Raw genomic sequence first — 17,657 nt, 5'->3', positions numbered from 1 at the left:
GCGTGGGTTCTTCGGGTACGTTTCATTGCTTTCTTTCTCTGCTTTCTGCCGCCTATCGGCTGCAAGGTTAAGCAAGAATATCACTTAAAACACTGTCCAGTTTTCCGGGTCCACCTCTGTTGATACCGCAAAATATCTGATGTTTGCAATGTTAATTACGGAATTAGTAGTTGCAGTAGTTTTAATGAGTCGTTAATTGCTTAAGCTAGAGTCCAAAGGATATTCACCCCAAAAAAAAAGACCCAAGGCGTTAACCTTGAGTCTCTTTATAAATGGTGGCCCCTCTGTGAGTCGAACACAGCACCAACGGATTATGAGTCCGCTGCTCTAACCAAGCATGAGCTAAGGGGCCGAAAAGCGTGTGATTATAAACTAATCCTGGCCGTTTTCTAAGAAGCTGCGCAGGCGTTCCGAGCGGGTCGGGTGACGCAGTTTACGCAGAGCCTTGGCTTCGATCTGGCGGATACGTTCGCGGGTGACATCAAACTGTTTGCCTACTTCTTCCAGCGTGTGGTCGGTGTTCATTTCGATCCCGAAACGCATACGCAGCACTTTGGCTTCGCGCGGGGTCAATGATTCCAGCACTTCACTGGTGGCGTCACGCAGGCTGGCGTACACGGCAGCATCCATTGGGGCCAGCGTGGTGTTGTCTTCAATAAAGTCACCCAAGTGGCTGTCTTCGTCGTCACCAATCGGCGTTTCCATCGATATCGGCTCCTTGCTGATTTTGAGGATTTTGCGGATTTTTTCTTCCGGCATTTCCATTTTTTCAGCCAGAGTGGCCGGATCAGGCTCCAGACCAGTTTCTTGCAGGATCTGGCGGCTGATACGGTTCATCTTGTTGATGGTTTCGATCATGTGCACCGGGATACGGATGGTACGTGCCTGGTCAGCAATCGAACGCGTGATGGCCTGGCGAATCCACCATGTTGCATAGGTGGAGAACTTGTAACCACGGCGGTATTCAAATTTGTCCACGGCTTTCATCAGGCCGATGTTGCCTTCCTGAATCAAATCAAGGAACTGCAGGCCACGGTTGGTGTATTTTTTGGCAATGGAAATCACCAGACGCAGGTTGGCCTCGATCATTTCGCGTTTGGCGCGACGGGCACGGGCTTCGCCGGTGGTCATTTGCTTGTTAATGTCGCGCAATTCTTTGATCGGCAAACCAACGCGGTTTTGCAGGTTTTGCAGGCGCTCTTGCTGATCCAGAATAGAGTGCCTGAAACGTTCCAGACGCTCGCCGTAGGCGGGGTTGCCGGTCAGTTCATTCTCCAGCCATTGCAGGTTGATTTCGTTGCCAACAAAGCTCTTGATAAATTGCTGACGTGGCATGCCAGCCTTGTCTACACAAAACTCCATGATCTTGCGCTCGTGGGTACGCACTTCTTCCACCATTTGGCGCACCTGGTCACACAGCGCTTCAACCTGTTTGGCCGAAAAACGGAAGGCGGTCAGTTCATCCAGCACTTGCTGATGCAGGGTTTTGTATTCTGTATCTTGCGTGCCTTTGGCCTCGCGAATCGTGTTCATTTGGGTGTTGGCGGCACGAATGATGGCAAAACGCGCAAGCACTTCTTCCTTAAGCTTGGCAATGACTTCAGCAGACAAGGCTGAGGCCTTGGCATCACTGTCTTCATCATCCTCATCTTCATCCTCTTCAGCGGACTCTTCTTCTTCGTCCTCTTCCACCGCAAGCGCATCATCCAGACCAATGTCGCTATCAATCAAGCCGTCGACCAGCTCATCGACACTCATTTCGTCTTTTTCAACTTTATCCACCATGTCCAGCAACTGGGCGATGGTGGTTGGACAGGCGGCAATCGCCTGCACCATATGCTTGAGACCATCCTCAATGCGTTTGGCAATTTCAATTTCGCCTTCGCGGGTCAGCAGGTCCACTGTCCCCATTTCACGCATGTACATCCGTACCGGATCGGTGGTACGGCCAAATTCTGAGTCTACAGTGGCCAATGCCTGTTCGGCTTCTTCAGCAGCATCTTCGTCAGCCACGGCTGGCGGTGCATCAGACATCAACAACACTTCGGCATCAGGCGCTTCTTCATACACCTGAATACCCATGTCGTTGATCATGCCGATAATGCTCTCGATCTGCTCGGAGTCTTGCACGTCATCCGGGAGGTGGTCATTAATTTCGGCGTAGGTGAGGTAACCGCGCTCTTTGCCCAATACAATCAGGGTTTTCAAGCGGGTACGGCGTGCTTCGGCATCAAGGGCCTGTGTAGCAGGATCTCTGGGGGTGTCGACTTCGTTGATTCCGAGCTCTTTATCTAAACTTTTATCTGCTTTTGGTCTGGCCATGGCCGATTCCACCTCTAAAATAATTGTTACCCAGCAGCCCCCACAACTTCGGTCACACTGCTTGATTTAACATTACGGGAAACCCTACATTTTACCCGATTTTTGCACTTTTTTTAAGCACCTGGCACCGGCTTTTTTGAGTATTGCTGCAAAAAACCTGCTAGCGCTTGGATGTCAGCTGCCTTAATGCCTCACGTTCAGCATCGCTGAGTGCAGAAAATGGCTTTTCTGTGAGTTGATTGAGCATCGTTTTGTCGCGCTTGTTATGCGCCATATCGGCTAATTGGGTACGCGTAGCTTCAAATTCAAGGGCAAAGTCGAGTGATTCATCTAACAGAGACAACTCTCTGTGCAATTGATTGCGCAAAACCTCTGAAATATAAGGCGTAATCATTTGCAGCAACACCACCGGGCGGGATTGCGGCTGACTGATGGCCGCTTTCACCAGCACCCGCAACATGTTTTCCTCTTCGCCCTCACCCGTCACATTGGCCAGCAAGTCTGGGGTGGCCCATTGCGGCTGCATCAGCAGCATTAAAGCTAGCCGGACATAAATCGAAAGCGTGGTGCGCGCACGCTGCCTGACGGCCTTTTGCTGAACTTTGGCCGGATTGGGTAACTTGAGCATGCGCTGCATTTCCCCTTCACCCAAACCAGCCAGTTCAGCCACCTTTTTGCGCAGCAAAGTGGCGTATCGTGGCGCCTGAATCTGCTTGAGAATCGGTTCGGCATCATTTAAAAACTGCACCTTGTCTTCTTGCGAAGCCAGTGGATTTTGCTCACTCAGGTGCTGAATGATGTATTGCGACAGCGGCATGGCTTTATTCATTTCCGCTTCAAAAGCCGCCTTGCCAAATTCACGCACAAAACTGTCAGGGTCATGCTCCTGCGGCAAGAACAAAAAACGCAACTTCAGGCCATCTTTGATTGCAGGCAAGGCATTCATCACGGCACGCCAGGCCGCTGTTCGCCCGGCCTTGTCACCGTCAAAACTGAAGACAATTTCATCGGTTTGCCGCATCAGCTTGGCGACGTGAAACGGCGTCGTCGCCGTGCCCAACGCCGCCACGGCATAGTCGATGCCATATTGCGCCAGCGCCACCACATCCATATACCCTTCCACCACCAGCACCCGACCGGCATCGCGTATGGCGCGCCGTGCCATAAACAAGCCATACAACTCGTGGCCCTTTTGAAACAGCGGCGTTTCTGGCGAGTTGTAATATTTAGGGGTGTCTTCCGGGTTAATCACGCGCCCGCCAAACCCGATCACTTCCCCTTTTTGATTGTAAATAGGAAACATGATGCGATCACGGAAGCGGTCATAGCGACGCCCCTGCTCGTTTTGCACCACCAGCCCGGCGGTTTCAAGCGCTTCGGCCTCATACTGCGGAAACACGGTTTGCAGATTCTGCCAGCCAGCCGGGGCATAGCCAATTTGAAACCTGGCCGCAATCTGGCCGCTCAGTCCACGCGCTTTCAGGTATTCAATGGCACGGGGGGATTTTTTAAGCTCAGCTTTGTAATACGCGGCCGCCTGCTGCAGGGTTTCCTGCAAACTGAGCATGACGGCTTTACTGGGCGGCGCGGGCTGACTGGGGTCGCGCTGCTCCTGTGGCACAATCATGCCAATATTTTTTGCCAGATCATGAATCGCCTCTATAAAGCTGAGGCCGTTATATTCCATGAGAAAACTGATCGCACTGCCATGCGCACCACAGCCAAAACAGTGATAAAACTGCTTGGTCGGGCTGACGGTAAAACTGGGGGATTTTTCGTTATGAAACGGGCAGCAGGCCGAATAATTGGCCCCGGCTTTTTTCAATGGCACTGCCTTGTCGATCACTTCGACAATATCCACACGGTTGAGCAGTTCTTGAATAAAACTTTCTGGAATCATAAACGCAAGTATCGCATATCAGGCCATGGCTGACGACTCGGCAAGACGGCAGTCAATAAAAGCGCGAAATAAAAAAGGCGCTGCACGCGCCTTTTGTGAGCTTGCCGAACGGACGAATTTAACCCAATGCAGCCTTAATCATGCCAGAGACCTTGGCCATATCGGCTTTACCAGCCACCAGCGGTTTGACCGCGCCCACCACTTTGCCCATATCCTTGGCACCGGCAGCCCCGGTCTCTGCAATCACTTTGGCGATAATGGCATTGATTTCCTCTTCGCTCATCTGTGCGGGCAAATAGCCCTGCAAAACGGTGACTTCAAATTTTTCCTGATCCGCCAGATCCATCCGATTGGCACCTTCATAGGCGGCAATCGAATCACGGCGCTGTTTAAGCATTTTTTCAATTGCAGTGATCACCGCGGCATCATCCAGATCGATACGCTCATCAACTTCACGCTGCTTGATCGCAGCTTGCAACAAACGAATCACACCCAAACGCTGCATATCCTTCGCGCGCATGGCGGTTTTCATGTCTTCGGTAATTTGTGCTTTTAAGCTCATCAGAGTGTCCCGTAATAATGATGCCTGCAAACAGCAGACGAAATCGGCTAGCCTACAAATAGCCAAAGGTTGTGGCATGCCACAACCTTTGCAATATTCGGTTAACGCGTAAATAGTTAACCGGAAAAACCACTCTACGGCTTAGTAGAGTTTTGTTGGCAACTGTTGGTTGCGCAGACGACGATACTGACGTTTAACCGCAGCAGCCGCTTTACGCTTACGTTCCCAAGTTGGCTTTTCGTAAAACTCGCGAGCGCGCAAGTCGTTCAACAAACCTGTTTTTTCAATCAAACGTTTGAAACGACGCATTGCCACGTCAAACGGCTCGTTCTCTTTCACACGAATAGCGGTCATGTAATCCCTATCCTTCAAAAATGGTTATCAAATCGTGCTTGCGCATTGATGCAGCACTGAAAACCGCGTATTCTATCGCGCTTATCCGGATTTATCAATCACTTCTGCAAAAAAATCTATGCGAGACCATTCTTAATGCTGGTGCTGGGCTTTGAATCCTCCTGCGACGAAACTGGCGTCGCGCTTTACGATACCGAGCAAGGCCTGCTGGCGCATGCGCTGCATTCGCAAATTGCCATGCATGCCGCTTATGGTGGCGTAGTGCCTGAGCTGGCCTCGCGTGACCATATCCGCCGCGCGCTGCCGCTGACACAACAAGTGCTGACGCACGCCAGCAAAACGCTGCAAGAGATTGATGGCATTGCCTATACACAAGGGCCTGGCCTCGCCGGGGCGCTGCTGGTCGGCACCAGCATTGCACAATCACTGGCATTTGCGCTGCAAGTGCCTTCTGTCGGTGTGCACCACCTTGAGGGCCATTTACTCGCCCCGCTACTGGAAGAAAACCGGCCAGCCTTTCCCTTTGTGGCATTACTGGTGTCTGGCGGCCACAGTCAACTCATGCGCGTAGACGGCATTGGCCAATACGCTCTGCTCGGCGACACACTGGACGACGCCGCAGGCGAAGCCTTTGATAAAACCGCCAAATTACTGGGCCTGGGCTACCCGGGCGGCCCGACACTCTCAAAACTGGCCGACCTTGGCCAGGCACGCTTTCAGTTGCCGCGCCCCATGCTCAACAGCCCGGATTTGAATTTCAGTTTTAGCGGGCTCAAAACAGCCGTGCTCACACTGGTCAACAAGCAGCCACAGCTGGATGATCAAACGGTGCGAGACATCGCCTTTGAGTTTCAGGAATCAGTCACCGAAATTTTGACGCTTAAATGCATGAAAGCGCTTAAGCAGACCAAGCTGAAGCGACTGGTGGTCTCAGGGGGCGTGGGGGCCAACACACGCCTGCGCCAGCGCCTGAATGAAGCCGCCGCCAAGCGTGGTGCACAGGTAAGCTATCCCAGACTGGAATTTTGCACCGACAACGGCGCCATGATTGCCTTTGCAGGCGCCATGCGCCTCAACGCCATGCAAACGCAGACCGAAACCTCGACGCAGGCATACAGCTTTAGCGTACGCCCGCGTTGGGATTTGGCGGAATTAAAAGCCCCCGCCTAGCCAACAGGCAAGTACTTACTTTTTGCCAAAGCGGGTTTCAGTCCCGGCGAGTATTTTGGCAATATTGGACTGGTGTCGAATGATTAGAAAAGCCGCCATGATCACCACGACTGCCACATACACCGGATAAGGTGACAAAAACTGCCAGGCAATCAACGGTGACAATAGTGCAGCCACCAATGCAGACAATGAAGAAATGCGGCTAATCAGGAACACCGCCAGCCAGACAGCGATCACACTCAGGGCCAACCAGCCAGAAAAGGCAATCATTACACCCAGCGCAGTCGCCACCCCTTTACCGCCCTTAAACTTGTGATAAATCGGGTATAAATGCCCTAAAAACACCGCCAACCCGACCAGCGCCACCACATCCATCAACATACCCGCATGCAAGGCCAGCCACACTGGCAGCCAGCCTTTAAAAGCATCGCCCGCCAAGGTTAAAATCGCCGCCGATTTTTTACCGCTACGCGCCACATTGGTCGCGCCGATATTGCCACTGCCCACCGTGCGTGGGTCAGGCAAGCGGTATAACTTGCTGATAATAATGCCGAAAGCTATTGAGCCGATCAAATAGCCTGCAACAATCCAGACCAGCGCCTCGATATCAAATCCTATTTCATTCATGCTTGAATCCCGGAGAAAGTCAGCCGCTTATGCCAGCCGCTGTACGATGTTGTATGATGCCGAATCATACTGGATTCCGGCCTGCGCGGAAATAACAACAAGGATCAGCGTTGATGGATATTATCTTTCTCGAACAAGTCAAAGTACAAACCAAACTCGGTGTGCCCGAATGGGAACGCACTATCCCGCAGACCATTATTCTGGATATTGAAATTGGCTATGATTTTAGCCAGGCCTGCCAGACCGATGCCATTGAAGATACGATTGATTATGGCATGGTGGTCAGCCGTATTCGCGAGACTTTGGCCGAACATAGCTTTAAATTGGTTGAAGCTTTAGGTGAACATGTTTGCCAACTGATTTTGCAGGAATTTAAAGCGCAAAATGTGAAATTAAAGGTAAGTAAGCCGGGAATATTGCCTGGGTTGAAGGCGCTGGGTATAGTTATTTACAGAAGCCACTCCTAGGAAGGTCATATATGGAAACGATCTCTAATGATTTTTTTTCACAACAACAAAACCAAGAGCTAATAAGGTTATTTTTAAAAAAACTAAGATCCCATGAAATCGCAGATGCTTCACTTTCTAAGACGCAAAATAACCTGATCAAATTCTTTAAGATATTGCAAAATAACACAGCTTTTTTTGATATCAATTGCCCAAATAATATCGAATGGATTGGCAACTCCTTAATAAATTACTTGAGCAAATTCATAAACGATACTGAAGTCAGCGACACTTCTGTAAACGAGTTAATCAACAACATCACAGCCTCAGTTTACAGATTAATCCTTGAAGCTCAATTTAATGTTAATGAGGAGTCCTTCGAACTAAATTCAATCTCAAATTATTTCGAGAACCTTATTACCCCGCTATCAGCACTCAATCAATTTCATGCAGAAATGTTATGGGCTCGATACGTCATGCCGTCTGCAATCATTAAATCCTACATTCACAATGAAGGCATGGCTGACATTAGATCCTTTAATAAAAAAATTGATGAAATAGAATCTTTAAAATCAAAATGGGACAATGAATTATCAACAAAACTCAAAACCATTGATAACTTAAAAGCAAAGTTAGAAAATTTCGAAACAGCATTTAATTTTGTAGGTCTTTACCAAGGATTCAACAATCTTGCCTTATCAAAATTAAGAGAACTTACTTGGGCAAGATCAATCCTACTGTTATTAGGATTTGCTTCAATCAGTCCCGTCCTAATAGAAATTCTACTTTTGAGAAATGAAATCCAAAGATTCTGCTTCTTTAGATAAATTTGAAAATCTTGTCTTTAGCGGATTGATAACAAATGAGGAGAATTTACCTTCAACTTTCGACGGCATAGAGCAAATCAGCAAGATACTACAATCATTCAAAGGTTCATCTTAACCTCAAACACTATCCCCTAGGATGATGCATCTTATGCAACTGCTGCAACCTTTCCCTAGCCACATGCGTATAAATCTGCGTGGTCGAAATATCCGCGTGCCCTAACAACATCTGTACCACGCGCAAATCGGCGCCATGATTAAGTAAATGCGTGGCAAACGCGTGCCGCAGCACGTGCGGGCTGATATGTTGGGCAATCCCCGCCTGCAATGCATAGCGCTGGATAATGTGCCAGAACGCGTGTCGGGTCATGGCTTCACCGCGATGGGTCACAAACACTGCATTGCTCAAGCCGCCTTTGAGTATTTCTGTGCGTGCATGCGCAAGGTAACGGTCTATCCACTCGGCGGCCTCTTGCCCCATCGGCACCAGCCGTGTTTTGCTGCCCTTGCCAGTCACCCGCACCACGCCATCCTGGGTGCTGACTTCGGCAATGGTGATATTCACCAGCTCGGAAACACGCAAGCCACTGGCGTACAGTAGTTCCAGCATGGCACGGTCGCGCATGCCCAAAGGTGTATTTACATCCGGGGCATTGAGCAAGTCTTCGACTTGTGACTCACTCATGGTTTTGGGCAACTGCTTGGGCATTTTTGGCGCTTCGATATGCAGCGTGGGGTCTTGCTTGATCAGGTTGCTTGCCAGCGCATAGCGATAAAACCGGCGCAAGGTGGCAATTAGCCGGTTAATGCTGCGTACTTTCACCTGCGGAAAGCGCACGGCCAGATATTCCTGTACATGCGAGGATTGCACTTCCCACAGGGTGAGCGGGTATTTACTGCACCACTCCGCGAAGCCCTTTAAATCATTGCGATAACTGGAGAGTGTATTGGCGGAAAGCCCATCCTCCAGCCAGAGCTGGTCGATAAACGTGTCGATGTCAGGAAAAGGCATCGCGCTTGCTGAAGAAGTATTTTTTTGCTGCATCTACTGTTATGGCGTGCCTTTCTGCTCATGCGCCAACAACCAGCGCTTGATCTCCAGCCCTTCTGCAACGCCTTGCATAAAGCCGCCCATGCCATTGCTGGCCACCACGCGATGACATGGATTAAACAAGGGCAAGGGATTGGCGCCACAAGCATTGGCCACGGCGCGTGGACCAGAGTGTACTGCCGCAGCCAGTTGCGCGTAGGTGCAGGTTTCACCCACCGGGATCTCGCGCATGGCCTGCCAGACGCGCTGCTGAAATGCAGTGCCGCGACTGGATGCAATGGCTTGCCATTGGCTGCGCGGATTGTCCAGATAAGCCGCAACCTGATCAGCAATGCTGCTGGCACGTGGGTTGGGCTGGGCTTTCAGCGGCAAGGCATGCATCAGCAGTTGCAGCGCATCACCTGTTTCGTCACAGCGCACACCGACAAACCCGAATGGGGCCGGGACCAGTGCATCCAGAGGAGTATTTGAAGGAGGCTTCATGACCACTATTAAACTGTAATCCAGCGCGGCATGCAACCAGGCATAAAAAAGCCCTTCCGAAGAAGGGCTTTTAACGTTGCTGACTGTTCAGTCGCAATCTTAGCTGTTGTCCACAGCGATTTCTTTCTCGCGGGCAACCAGTTTTTCTTTAATACGTGCAGATTTACCTGAACGCTCACGCAAGTAGTACAACTTGGCGCGACGTACATCACCACGGCGTTTCACTTCAATCGAAGCGATCAGTGGGGAGTAAGTCTGGAATGTACGCTCAACGCCTTCGCCTGAAGAGATTTTACGCACGATGAATGAGGAGTTCAGACCACGGTTGCGTTTTGCAATGACTACGCCTTCGTAAGCCTGCACACGTTTACGGGTACCTTCCACCACGTTTACACCAACAACGACTGTGTCGCCTGGGGCAAATGAAGGGATGGTTTTGTTCAAGCGAGCAATTTCTTCTTGCTCTAACATTTTAATAATGTCAGCCATATTACTTCCTTTCGTTCCTTTTAATTGTAAAGAGCTCGTACCTACTCTTGCTTGCCAAGTAGCCTAGCCTCTTCCTTCGTCAACGGCCTTGCGGCCAGCAAATCCGGGCGTTTCGCCCTGGTTAGTAACAGCGACTGTTGTAATCGCCATTGTCTAATCTTTTCGTGGTGCCCGGATAATAACACTTCCGGCACCTTTAAACCTGCAAATTCTTCCGGGCGCGTGTAGTGTGGATAATCGAGCAGGCCGTTTACAAACGAATCTTCCTGCGCCGAATCTGCATCGCCCAAGGCCCCTGGCAATTGTCGGATAATCGCATCCAGCAACACCATGACAGGCAACTCACCACCACTGAGCACATAGTCGCCAATCGACAACTCTTCATCCACCAGCGTATCCAGCACCCGCTGGTCTACGCCCTCATAGCGGCTGGCCAACAGCACCAGCCCCGAACATTCTTTTAGCGCCATCACCTTGGCATGCGTCAGGGCTTGCCCACGGGGTGAGAGGTGTATCACCCTTGGCACCAGCCCTTTTGCCTGCAACCGTGCTTTGGCATCAGTAATTGCAGCCGCCAGCGGCTCTGCCAGCATCACCATGCCGGGGCCACCGCCATAAGGCCGATCATCCACCGTATGATGCACATCCTGCGTATACTGACGCGGGTTGGTCAGCGTCAGTTGATACAGGCTGCGTTGTCTGGCGCGACTGGTAATACCATGCTCAGTCAGCGCCGAAAACATCTCCGGGAACAAACTGATCACTTCAATCTGCATCATGCGCGTGCTGTCCTTCCAAACGCCAGCCCCTCTAAACGACAGACCGCTTTAAAAATCAGCATCCCAATCCACCAGTACCGTCCCGGCTTGCAGATTCACATCTGGCACCGCCTCACTGGTAAACGGAATCAGACGTTCGCGATATTCTTCGTGCATCTTGCCATCTTTGCCTTGCACAGCGGTTGCCTGTTCTTCCCGTACCACCAATACGTCATTGGCACCGGTTTCAAACACTTGGGTGATTTTTCCAAACACGACACCCTGCTTATTGGTCACCTGCAAACCTATCAGGTCGGACCAGTAGTACTCACCTTCATCCGGCTCTGGCAGCGCTTCGCGCGGCACGGCAACCTGCTGCCCTTTCAGGCTAAATGCCTGATCACGGTCAGAAACGCCAGCAAATTTAATCAGCAACACATCGTTGTGAATTTTGGCTTGCTCGACTTTAATCGCACGCCAGTTGGGTGCTTTGCCGACCCACCAGGCATCATAGCCCAGCAAGCCATCGATAGTCTCGGTATCCGGGATCACTTTCAGCCACCCATAAACGCCATATGGGGCGACTATGCGCCCCATCACAACCATGTTTTCAAACGCCATATGATTTCAGGCGTTGAAACAATTACTCAGCAGCTGGCGCTTCAGCGGCGGCAGCTTCTGCAGCAGCAGCGTCAGCCTCTGCTTTGGCCTTGGCAGCAGCTTCAGCCGCGGCGGCATCCGCTTCAGCTTTTACTTTTGCAGCAGCATCAGCAATCGCTTTAGCTTTAGCAGCTTCAGCTTTGGCAGCATCTTTTGCTTTCACAGCAGCCATGCCTTCAGGGCCTTTGGCGTGAAATTTAACCAGACGTGCAACGGTGTCAGACAATTGTGCACCATTGTCAACCCAGTATTGTGTACGTGCTTCATCGATACGCAAGGCTTCAGCGCCAGCGCGCGCAGATGGATTATAGAAACCAACGCGCTCGATAAAACGACCGTCACGACGATTGCGGGAATCTGCCACAACCAGGCTGTAGAACGGGTTCTTTTTGGAGCCACCACGTGATAAACGAATAACGACCATAATCTTGTTTTCTCTTAAAAATGAATTCTTTGCAGAAAGGCGCGGATTATACTGGAGAATTGCAAGCCGTGGCAAGCTTTTTATATCAGCTTTTCGGCATCACGATAGCGCGTTGGGTCTGCCAGCCCGGCCTGCACAAAGCCGGATTTACGAAAACGGCAGGAATCACAGACGCCACAGGCTGCACCACGACTATCCGCCTGATAACACGATACCGTCAGACCATAATTCAATCCCAGCGCATGACCAGCGCGAATAATCTCGGCCTTGGTCATATCAATCAATGGTGCATGTACGGTAATGGTTTGTCCTTCAACCGCAGCTTTAGTTGCCAGATTGGCCATTTGCTGGAAAGCGCTGACGTATTCACCACGGCAATCCGGGTAACCGGAATAATCCAGGGCGTTCACCCCAATAAAAATATCCCGCGACTGCAACACCTCTGCCCAGGCCAGCGCCAGTGACAGCATGATGGTGTTACGTGCAGGCACATAGGTGACCGGAATTCCCTGCGTTTCGTATTCTGGGACAGCAATCGCATTGTCGGTCAGCGCTGAGCCACCAAACAAGGATAAGTCGAGCTGCACCGTTTTGTGCGCTTGCGCACCCAGGGCTTTGGCCACCCGCTGCGCCGCCAGCAACTCCACATTGTGGCGCTGGTGATAATCCAGACTTAAACAATAACAGGCATAGCCTTGCGCTTTGGCAATCGCCAGTACCGTACTGGAATCGAGTCCACCTGAAAGTAAAATCACCGCCTTGGGTGCGTTTTCTTGCACTGTCATACCCCTTGCTTTTCTCCCCACAAAATCTTATGCAGCTGTAACTGCATACGCACCTTGAGCTGATCTTGCAAAATCCAGCTGGCCAGCGTTTCGCCACTTACTTCATGAAAACTCGGTGAAAATAAATGCTCGCAGTGCGCAGGAAATGGCTGCACGTCCAGCATATCCTTGGCCCAGTCATAGTCTTCGCGGCTGCAGAGCACCCACTTCACTTCATCCCCCGCCTTTAAAAGTGAGAGGTTGGCCCAACGATTCTGATGCACTTCACCCGAACCCGGCGTTTTGATATCCATAATAATTTTAACTTGTGAATTCACCATGGAAATATCCAGCGCACCGCTGGTTTCAAGCGAGACCTGATAACCGGCAGTGACCAATTCGTCCAGCAGGGTAATACAGTTTTTTTGTGCCAGCGGCTCCCCGCCGGTGACACAGACAAATTGCGTCCCGTAAGAGGCAACTTGCTGCAAGATGTCCTCTACCGTCATGACACCGCCGCCCTCAAACGCGTATTCGGTATCACAGTATCCGCAGCGCAATGGGCAGCCCGTGAGCCGCACAAATACGGTCGGCAAGCCGACACGTGAACTCTCGCCTTGCAAGGAGTAGAAAATTTCAAAAATTCTGAGTGTAGTCATGAGGATATTAAAATAAAAAGGGCAGATATTGCTATCTGCCCGTTATTATCGCCCAAGCTTGGCAAAACTGCTATTTAATGCTCTCCAGCACCTTCAGGCGCTTTTGTGCACTGGGTGTGACTTCAGCAGCTGGATAGGTAGAAATCAGATTCTTGAGCGTTTTTTTTGCTTCAGGAATCTGGCCCAACTGAATCTGGCTATTCGCCATGTTCATCATGGCATTTGCCGCCAACGGATGCGTTGGATAGTTTTCTAGAAATTTCTGCTGGGTCGAAATAGCCGATTTGTAGTTTTTCAGTCCAAATTGGCTATACCCCATCCCGTACATCGCATCAGGCACCAGCTTGCTGCCTGAGTATGCTTTGAGAAAAGCATCATACGCATTAAATGCTTCTTTATACTTGCCCGCCTGACTGAAAGAATCAGCCTCAGAAAAAGCGCGCGACTCCTGTTGTGCGGCTTCTGACAATTTTGCATCAGTTGCCCCATCAGTGGTCGTGCCCTGTGCAGAACCAGCTAACGCACCTGACTCCAGTTTGCGCAGGCGAGTATCGAGATCAGTGTATAAAGCATTTTGCTTGGCACGCATCTCTTCTAGCTGATGCGTCACCACTTCAAGATCCCCTTTAAGCTGTGCCACATCCTGACGCATAAGCTCCAGCTGATTTTGCATATCCAGCAGGCCTTTACCATTCATCAGCGCTTCCAGACTTTGTACACGCTTTTCCAGGCTTTTTTGCACACGCGTCAAGTCACTAATCGCATTTTGCTGCGCGTCGTGATCCGCCGCTTGCTTGGTCTCAACCTCAAGAATACGTTTTCTCGCCTCTGTATCATCAAATAATGCCGCATGGCTGGCGGAGTGAACAACCAGCCCGAGGCACATCAATACAGCAGAGAAACTGGTGCGTGAATTACTGACCAGCATACACAATGTCTACACGGCGGTCATACTGAAAGCAGTCTTCTTCAGCACAATTTTGCTTGGAACGCTCTTCACCGTAACTCACTGTTTCGATCTGGCTGTCAGGCACACCCAACACATTCAAAGCTTTTTTCACTGCCACTGAACGGCGCTGACCCAATGCCAGGTTGTATTCATGGGTACCACGCTCATCAGTATTGCCTTGCAGCACCACTTTGGTTTGCGGGTGTGCCACCAGATACTTGGCATGGTTGGCGATTAATGCACTGTATTCTGCACGAATCGCATCACTGTCGTAGTCAAAAAATACTTGACGTTTTGCCAGCTCAGCCGCGTCCATCTGACCATTCTTGTCTGCATCCACATCCACAGTCTTCATGGTGATTTTATCAGTGCTTGCAGAACCATCAGCGGAAGATTGTGCTTCGGCTTTTGGAATCGGGCGGGTGACACTTGCGTCTTCCACCTTGGCCGGGTTCATTGGGGTGCTTTTACAAGCTGACAGAACCAACGCCAGTACTGCTACTTTCCAGATGTTTTTCATCATTTCTCCTTTAAATTACGTTAAAAACCAAAAAATAATCACTTAGTTGCCACTCTTAATGGCTTGAGCAGGGCCCCAGGCCGGCTCACGAATATCACCACCGGCTTCTGACAAGCGCTGCCGCACCAAACCATCTACTGTGACCGTCGCCAATGTGCCACGTCCACCTACCCGGGTAGCGTACATCAGCGTACGTCCATTTGGGGCAAAACTGGGGGATTCATCTTGCGAACCGGTGCTTAGCAGCTTGACAGCACCTGTGCCCAAGTCTTGCAACGCAACTTTGAATGAACCACCATCATTACGGATATAAGTTAAATACCGTCCATCTGGTGAAAAGCGCGGGCTGACATTGTAGCCGCCTTCAAAAGTAACACGGCTTGGCGAACCGCCAGAAGCCGGAACTTTGTAAATTTGCGGACGACCGCCCCGATCAGAGCTGAAATAGATCCACTGACCATCTGGTGAGAACGCAGGCTCGGTATCAATGGCATTGCTCTTTGTAACTTGCTGCAAATTTGAGCCATCCTGGGAAATCGTATAAATTTGCGAGTTAGCCCCATAAGTCAGCACCACTGCCAGCTTACTACCGTCCGGCGCCCAGGCAGGCGCACTGTTGTTCCCTTTAAAGTTAGCAACGACCTTACGCTCACCGGTATAAAGAGACTGCACAAAGACCACCGGCTTTTTCTTTTCAAACGAAACATAGGCCATGCTGTTGCCATCAGGCGACCATGTAGGTGAAATAATCGGCTCATTCGAGGCAACCAGCGTTTGTGCGTTAAAGCCATCCGCATCGGCCACTTGCAGGGTAAAGCGCTTGCCTACTTTGGTCACATAGGCAATCCGAGTGGCAAATGACCCAGGCTGACCTGTGAATTTCTCGTAAATCTGATCTGCAATCAAATGCGCCACATGGCGATATTGGCTAGGAGGAATAGTGTAATTAAGCTGTAAAAGCGGCGCCTGGCGTAATACATCCATGACCTGTACAGAAACCTTCAGGTTGCCGTTAGCCGTTTGCTGAACATCCCCCAGACTTAAACCCTGTGCCTTGAGTGCGGTCCAGTCAGTGTACCTAATTTGCGCTTGGCTGGTCGGCAGTGCTGGCATGCCACTGGTATTGATAATACGAAACAGGCCACTGCTTTTCAGATCGTTACTGATAATTTCATGCAACCGGTTTTTACCTAGCACATTGGCAGATTCAGCCAAGGGTAAAATCGCAATCGGGATCTGTACAGCACTTCCGCCACTGATCTCGATTTCGAGCGCTGCCTTTGCAGGTATTGCGGTCAATAAGACGAGTACACTGGCAGCCAGCGTATTCCAAAATGCCTGACGAGAACAATCCAGGCGGCTTTTTAGCGTTTTCATGCTCACAATGTTATTCACTTTATATTGCCCGTTAATCAAGAATTATAACGAAAAGCCCTGACCACGTCATGACTTAACCACGAGGCCTGAATTTCAGGCGAATCTGTTCCAGCATTCTCTTGCGCTCTGCAGGATAGTCGTCCCCCGGCAAATCAAATGGTTTGGCCGCGAGAACCGCGCGCAACACGGCATCATCACAGACGGCATCACCAGAGCCTTTGGCCAATTTAGGCAGGCCTGAAATATCGCCCCCAGGCGTGAGTTGCATGTCTACCAGCAACTCGGGATTGGTCACCGGACATAAACCGGGGTTCACAGTACTCCGGATTTTACGCTCCATCAGCTTGACGTAATAACCCAATACAGAAGGATCCACTGTTGCAGAGGCGGCTGCCTGCTGCGCTGCCAGATCCTGCTGACGCATGGCCTCCTGGATTTTCTTCAGCTTGTCTTCTTCCTCTTGCTTGCGCAACGCTTCCTGAATTTTCTTCAGTTTTTCTTCCTGCTTCTTCTTTTCGTCCTCTTTTCTTTCTTCCTCAATCTTGCGCTTTTTCTCTTCTTCCAGCTTTTTGAGTGCAATTTCAGCTTCTTGTTCCGCCTGATTGACTTGCGGCTCAGGCGGCGTCACCTTTTTCGGTGGCTCAGGCTCAGGTTCTGGCTTAGGGGGGGGCTCGGGCGCAGGAGGGGGCGGCGTTGGCTCAGGCGGTTTAGAGACTGGGTCAGGAGATGCCTTACTGGGCAAACTATCCCATAAAGTTGCCTCCATCACGGAGGGATTCACATGCGCGTCTTTCCAGTCCACCATAAAAATCATGGCTGCAAGAAGAAACACATGCATGACCACCGACAGTATGGCGGCGCGTCTGCGTATTGCCTGATCTTGTCTATTGATGTGCTGAGTCATGCCAGAAGTCGCTTCCAGTGATTACTTTTCGTTCTGAAACAGCAGCCCAACCTGGGTGACCTGTGCCTGCTTGAGCAAGTCCATGACAGAAACCACCTCGCCATAAGGTGTATCTTTGTCTGCTGCGACCACGACCGGCTTGTTGGACTCGGCCAGACGCTGGCGTACCAGTGCCAGCATGTCATCTCGCTCCATTTCCTTGCCATCCAGCTGGACTGAACCCTCTTTTTTCACAGTGACCACAATAGGATCGCCGCTTTGCTTGAGTGCTTGCCCGACTTTTGGCAACTCAACCATACCGGGATTGGTCATGGGTGCAGTCACCATGAAAATCACCAGCAAGACCAGCGTAACATCAATGTAAGGCACCACATTGATCTGGTTCATCAGGCGCCGTTTACGCGTTCTGCTCAT

General features: G+C 50.6%; 21 protein-coding genes and 1 tRNA gene. 3 read left to right on the top strand and 19 right to left on the bottom strand.

Features of this window, described 5'->3' with window-relative positions; all coding sequences use genetic code 11:
- Positions 1–273: 273 nt before the first annotated feature.
- The 5 genes from Q9291_RS01745 to rpsU form a co-directional block, all read right to left on the bottom strand.
- Positions 274–352 (bottom strand) — tRNA-Ile (locus Q9291_RS01745).
- Between the two features lie 20 nt (positions 353–372).
- A complete protein-coding gene (rpoD, locus tag Q9291_RS01740; protein ID WP_306388251.1) occupies positions 373–2,322 on the bottom strand; it encodes an RNA polymerase sigma factor RpoD in 1,950 nt (649 codons plus the stop codon).
- 160 nt (positions 2,323–2,482) lie between these two features.
- On the bottom strand, positions 2,483–4,222 hold the full coding sequence (dnaG, locus tag Q9291_RS01735) for a DNA primase (protein WP_306388250.1): 1,740 nt from the start codon (positions 4,220–4,222) through the stop codon (positions 2,483–2,485).
- Positions 4,223–4,340: 118 nt separating this feature from the next.
- Positions 4,341–4,784, bottom strand: coding sequence for a GatB/YqeY domain-containing protein (locus Q9291_RS01730; protein WP_306388249.1), 444 nt, complete (start codon positions 4,782–4,784; stop codon positions 4,341–4,343).
- Positions 4,785–4,925: 141 nt separating this feature from the next.
- Complete coding sequence (gene rpsU, locus Q9291_RS01725) at positions 4,926–5,138, bottom strand: 30S ribosomal protein S21 (protein WP_018987466.1); 213 nt, start codon at positions 5,136–5,138, stop codon at positions 4,926–4,928.
- A 135-nt stretch (positions 5,139–5,273) separates the two neighbouring features.
- Between rpsU and tsaD the strand changes: the two genes are divergently transcribed.
- The gene (gene tsaD, locus Q9291_RS01720; protein ID WP_306388248.1) at positions 5,274–6,308 is read left to right on the top strand and encodes a tRNA (adenosine(37)-N6)-threonylcarbamoyltransferase complex transferase subunit TsaD; all 1,035 of its coding nucleotides are present in this window, start codon (positions 5,274–5,276) and stop codon (positions 6,306–6,308) included.
- Between the two features lie 15 nt (positions 6,309–6,323).
- Here tsaD and plsY read toward each other — a convergent pair whose 3' ends face one another.
- The gene (plsY, locus tag Q9291_RS01715) at positions 6,324–6,935 is read right to left on the bottom strand and encodes a glycerol-3-phosphate 1-O-acyltransferase PlsY (protein ID WP_306388247.1); all 612 of its coding nucleotides are present in this window, start codon (positions 6,933–6,935) and stop codon (positions 6,324–6,326) included.
- Between the two features lie 113 nt (positions 6,936–7,048).
- Here plsY and folB point away from each other — a divergent pair, with 113 nt between their 5' ends.
- Together folB and Q9291_RS01705 are read left to right on the top strand one after the other, a co-directional pair.
- Positions 7,049–7,402, top strand: coding sequence for a dihydroneopterin aldolase (folB, locus tag Q9291_RS01710; RefSeq protein WP_306388246.1), 354 nt, complete (start codon positions 7,049–7,051; stop codon positions 7,400–7,402).
- Between the two features lie 11 nt (positions 7,403–7,413).
- Complete coding sequence (locus Q9291_RS01705) at positions 7,414–8,208, top strand: hypothetical protein (RefSeq protein ID WP_306388245.1); 795 nt, start codon at positions 7,414–7,416, stop codon at positions 8,206–8,208.
- 124 nt (positions 8,209–8,332) lie between these two features.
- Here the strand turns inward: Q9291_RS01705 and xerD are convergent, their stop codons facing one another.
- The 13 genes from xerD to Q9291_RS01640 all read right to left on the bottom strand — a co-directional run bounded on the left by xerD (position 8,333) and on the right by Q9291_RS01640 (position 17,657).
- The gene (xerD, locus tag Q9291_RS01700) at positions 8,333–9,217 is read right to left on the bottom strand and encodes a site-specific tyrosine recombinase XerD (RefSeq protein ID WP_370530718.1); all 885 of its coding nucleotides are present in this window, start codon (positions 9,215–9,217) and stop codon (positions 8,333–8,335) included.
- Positions 9,218–9,256: 39 nt separating this feature from the next.
- Positions 9,257–9,739: a methylated-DNA--[protein]-cysteine S-methyltransferase gene (locus Q9291_RS01695; protein WP_306388243.1), complete on the bottom strand. Its 483-nt coding sequence runs from the start codon at positions 9,737–9,739 to the stop codon at positions 9,257–9,259.
- A 99-nt stretch (positions 9,740–9,838) separates the two neighbouring features.
- Positions 9,839–10,228, bottom strand: a complete 390-nt coding sequence (gene rplS, locus Q9291_RS01690; RefSeq protein ID WP_306388242.1) for a 50S ribosomal protein L19 — start codon at positions 10,226–10,228, stop codon at positions 9,839–9,841.
- Positions 10,229–10,269: 41 nt separating this feature from the next.
- A complete protein-coding gene (gene trmD / locus Q9291_RS01685) occupies positions 10,270–11,004 on the bottom strand; it encodes a tRNA (guanosine(37)-N1)-methyltransferase TrmD (protein ID WP_306388271.1) in 735 nt (244 codons plus the stop codon).
- Between the two features lie 51 nt (positions 11,005–11,055).
- Positions 11,056–11,607 carry a ribosome maturation factor RimM gene (gene rimM / locus Q9291_RS01680; protein ID WP_306388241.1) on the bottom strand — a complete coding sequence of 184 codons (552 nt, stop codon included), beginning with the start codon at positions 11,605–11,607 and terminating at the stop codon, positions 11,056–11,058.
- 22 nt (positions 11,608–11,629) lie between these two features.
- Positions 11,630–12,070, bottom strand: coding sequence for a 30S ribosomal protein S16 (rpsP, locus tag Q9291_RS01675; RefSeq protein ID WP_306388240.1), 441 nt, complete (start codon positions 12,068–12,070; stop codon positions 11,630–11,632).
- 80 nt (positions 12,071–12,150) lie between these two features.
- Positions 12,151–12,855 (bottom strand): 7-cyano-7-deazaguanine synthase QueC, encoded by a 705-nt coding sequence (gene queC, locus Q9291_RS01670; protein WP_306388239.1) that lies wholly within the window; start codon positions 12,853–12,855, stop codon positions 12,151–12,153.
- Positions 12,852–13,493 (bottom strand): 7-carboxy-7-deazaguanine synthase QueE, encoded by a 642-nt coding sequence (gene queE, locus Q9291_RS01665; protein WP_306388238.1) that lies wholly within the window; start codon positions 13,491–13,493, stop codon positions 12,852–12,854. Before queE ends, queC begins: the two co-directional genes overlap by 4 nt.
- Before the next feature lie 70 nt (positions 13,494–13,563).
- Positions 13,564–14,421: a YbgF trimerization domain-containing protein gene (locus tag Q9291_RS01660; protein WP_306388237.1), complete on the bottom strand. Its 858-nt coding sequence runs from the start codon at positions 14,419–14,421 to the stop codon at positions 13,564–13,566.
- Entirely contained in the window at positions 14,408–14,965 is a 558-nt protein-coding gene (gene pal, locus Q9291_RS01655) for a peptidoglycan-associated lipoprotein Pal (protein ID WP_306388236.1), read from the bottom strand. The genes Q9291_RS01660 and pal overlap by 14 nt, the downstream gene beginning before the upstream one ends.
- 39 nt (positions 14,966–15,004) lie before the next feature.
- Entirely contained in the window at positions 15,005–16,339 is a 1,335-nt protein-coding gene (tolB, locus tag Q9291_RS01650; RefSeq protein ID WP_306388235.1) for a Tol-Pal system beta propeller repeat protein TolB, read from the bottom strand.
- Between the two features lie 73 nt (positions 16,340–16,412).
- Positions 16,413–17,243 (bottom strand): cell envelope integrity protein TolA, encoded by an 831-nt coding sequence (gene tolA / locus Q9291_RS01645; RefSeq protein WP_306388234.1) that lies wholly within the window; start codon positions 17,241–17,243, stop codon positions 16,413–16,415.
- A gap of 21 nt (positions 17,244–17,264) precedes the next feature.
- Positions 17,265–17,657, bottom strand: a complete 393-nt coding sequence (locus Q9291_RS01640) for an ExbD/TolR family protein (RefSeq protein WP_306388233.1) — start codon at positions 17,655–17,657, stop codon at positions 17,265–17,267.

This window comes from Methylophilus aquaticus (assembly GCF_030769565.1).
Classification (GTDB): domain Bacteria; phylum Pseudomonadota; class Gammaproteobacteria; order Burkholderiales; family Methylophilaceae; genus Methylophilus; species Methylophilus aquaticus.
Note: the sequence above shows the minus strand (reverse complement) of the source record. Positions and strands in the feature narration are given on the sequence as shown.

Bases quoted from the DNA above. Each gene is read 5' to 3' on its own strand.
- rpoD (WP_306388251.1), bottom strand. From the start codon at position 2,322: ATGGCCAGACCAAAAGCAGATAAAAGTTTAGATAAAGAGCTCGGAATC.
- dnaG (WP_306388250.1), bottom strand. From the start codon at position 4,222: ATGATTCCAGAAAGTTTTATTCAAGAACTGCTCAACCGTGTGGATATT.
- Q9291_RS01730 (WP_306388249.1), bottom strand. From the start codon at position 4,784: ATGAGCTTAAAAGCACAAATTACCGAAGACATGAAAACCGCCATGCGC.
- rpsU (WP_018987466.1), bottom strand. From the start codon at position 5,138: ATGACCGCTATTCGTGTGAAAGAGAACGAGCCGTTTGACGTGGCAATG.
- tsaD (WP_306388248.1), top strand. From the start codon at position 5,274: ATGCTGGTGCTGGGCTTTGAATCCTCCTGCGACGAAACTGGCGTCGCG.
- plsY (WP_306388247.1), bottom strand. From the start codon at position 6,935: ATGAATGAAATAGGATTTGATATCGAGGCGCTGGTCTGGATTGTTGCA.
- folB (WP_306388246.1), top strand. From the start codon at position 7,049: ATGGATATTATCTTTCTCGAACAAGTCAAAGTACAAACCAAACTCGGT.
- Q9291_RS01705 (WP_306388245.1), top strand. From the start codon at position 7,414: ATGGAAACGATCTCTAATGATTTTTTTTCACAACAACAAAACCAAGAG.
- xerD (WP_370530718.1), bottom strand. From the start codon at position 9,217: ATGCCTTTTCCTGACATCGACACGTTTATCGACCAGCTCTGGCTGGAG.
- Q9291_RS01695 (WP_306388243.1), bottom strand. From the start codon at position 9,739: ATGAAGCCTCCTTCAAATACTCCTCTGGATGCACTGGTCCCGGCCCCA.
- rplS (WP_306388242.1), bottom strand. From the start codon at position 10,228: ATGGCTGACATTATTAAAATGTTAGAGCAAGAAGAAATTGCTCGCTTG.
- trmD (WP_306388271.1), bottom strand. From the start codon at position 11,004: ATGCAGATTGAAGTGATCAGTTTGTTCCCGGAGATGTTTTCGGCGCTG.
- rimM (WP_306388241.1), bottom strand. From the start codon at position 11,607: ATGGCGTTTGAAAACATGGTTGTGATGGGGCGCATAGTCGCCCCATAT.
- rpsP (WP_306388240.1), bottom strand. From the start codon at position 12,070: ATGGTCGTTATTCGTTTATCACGTGGTGGCTCCAAAAAGAACCCGTTC.
- queC (WP_306388239.1), bottom strand. From the start codon at position 12,855: ATGACAGTGCAAGAAAACGCACCCAAGGCGGTGATTTTACTTTCAGGT.
- queE (WP_306388238.1), bottom strand. From the start codon at position 13,493: ATGACTACACTCAGAATTTTTGAAATTTTCTACTCCTTGCAAGGCGAG.
- Q9291_RS01660 (WP_306388237.1), bottom strand. From the start codon at position 14,421: ATGCTGGTCAGTAATTCACGCACCAGTTTCTCTGCTGTATTGATGTGC.
- pal (WP_306388236.1), bottom strand. From the start codon at position 14,965: ATGATGAAAAACATCTGGAAAGTAGCAGTACTGGCGTTGGTTCTGTCA.
- tolB (WP_306388235.1), bottom strand. From the start codon at position 16,339: ATGAAAACGCTAAAAAGCCGCCTGGATTGTTCTCGTCAGGCATTTTGG.
- tolA (WP_306388234.1), bottom strand. From the start codon at position 17,243: ATGACTCAGCACATCAATAGACAAGATCAGGCAATACGCAGACGCGCC.
- Q9291_RS01640 (WP_306388233.1), bottom strand. From the start codon at position 17,657: ATGAGCAGAACGCGTAAACGGCGCCTGATGAACCAGATCAATGTGGTG.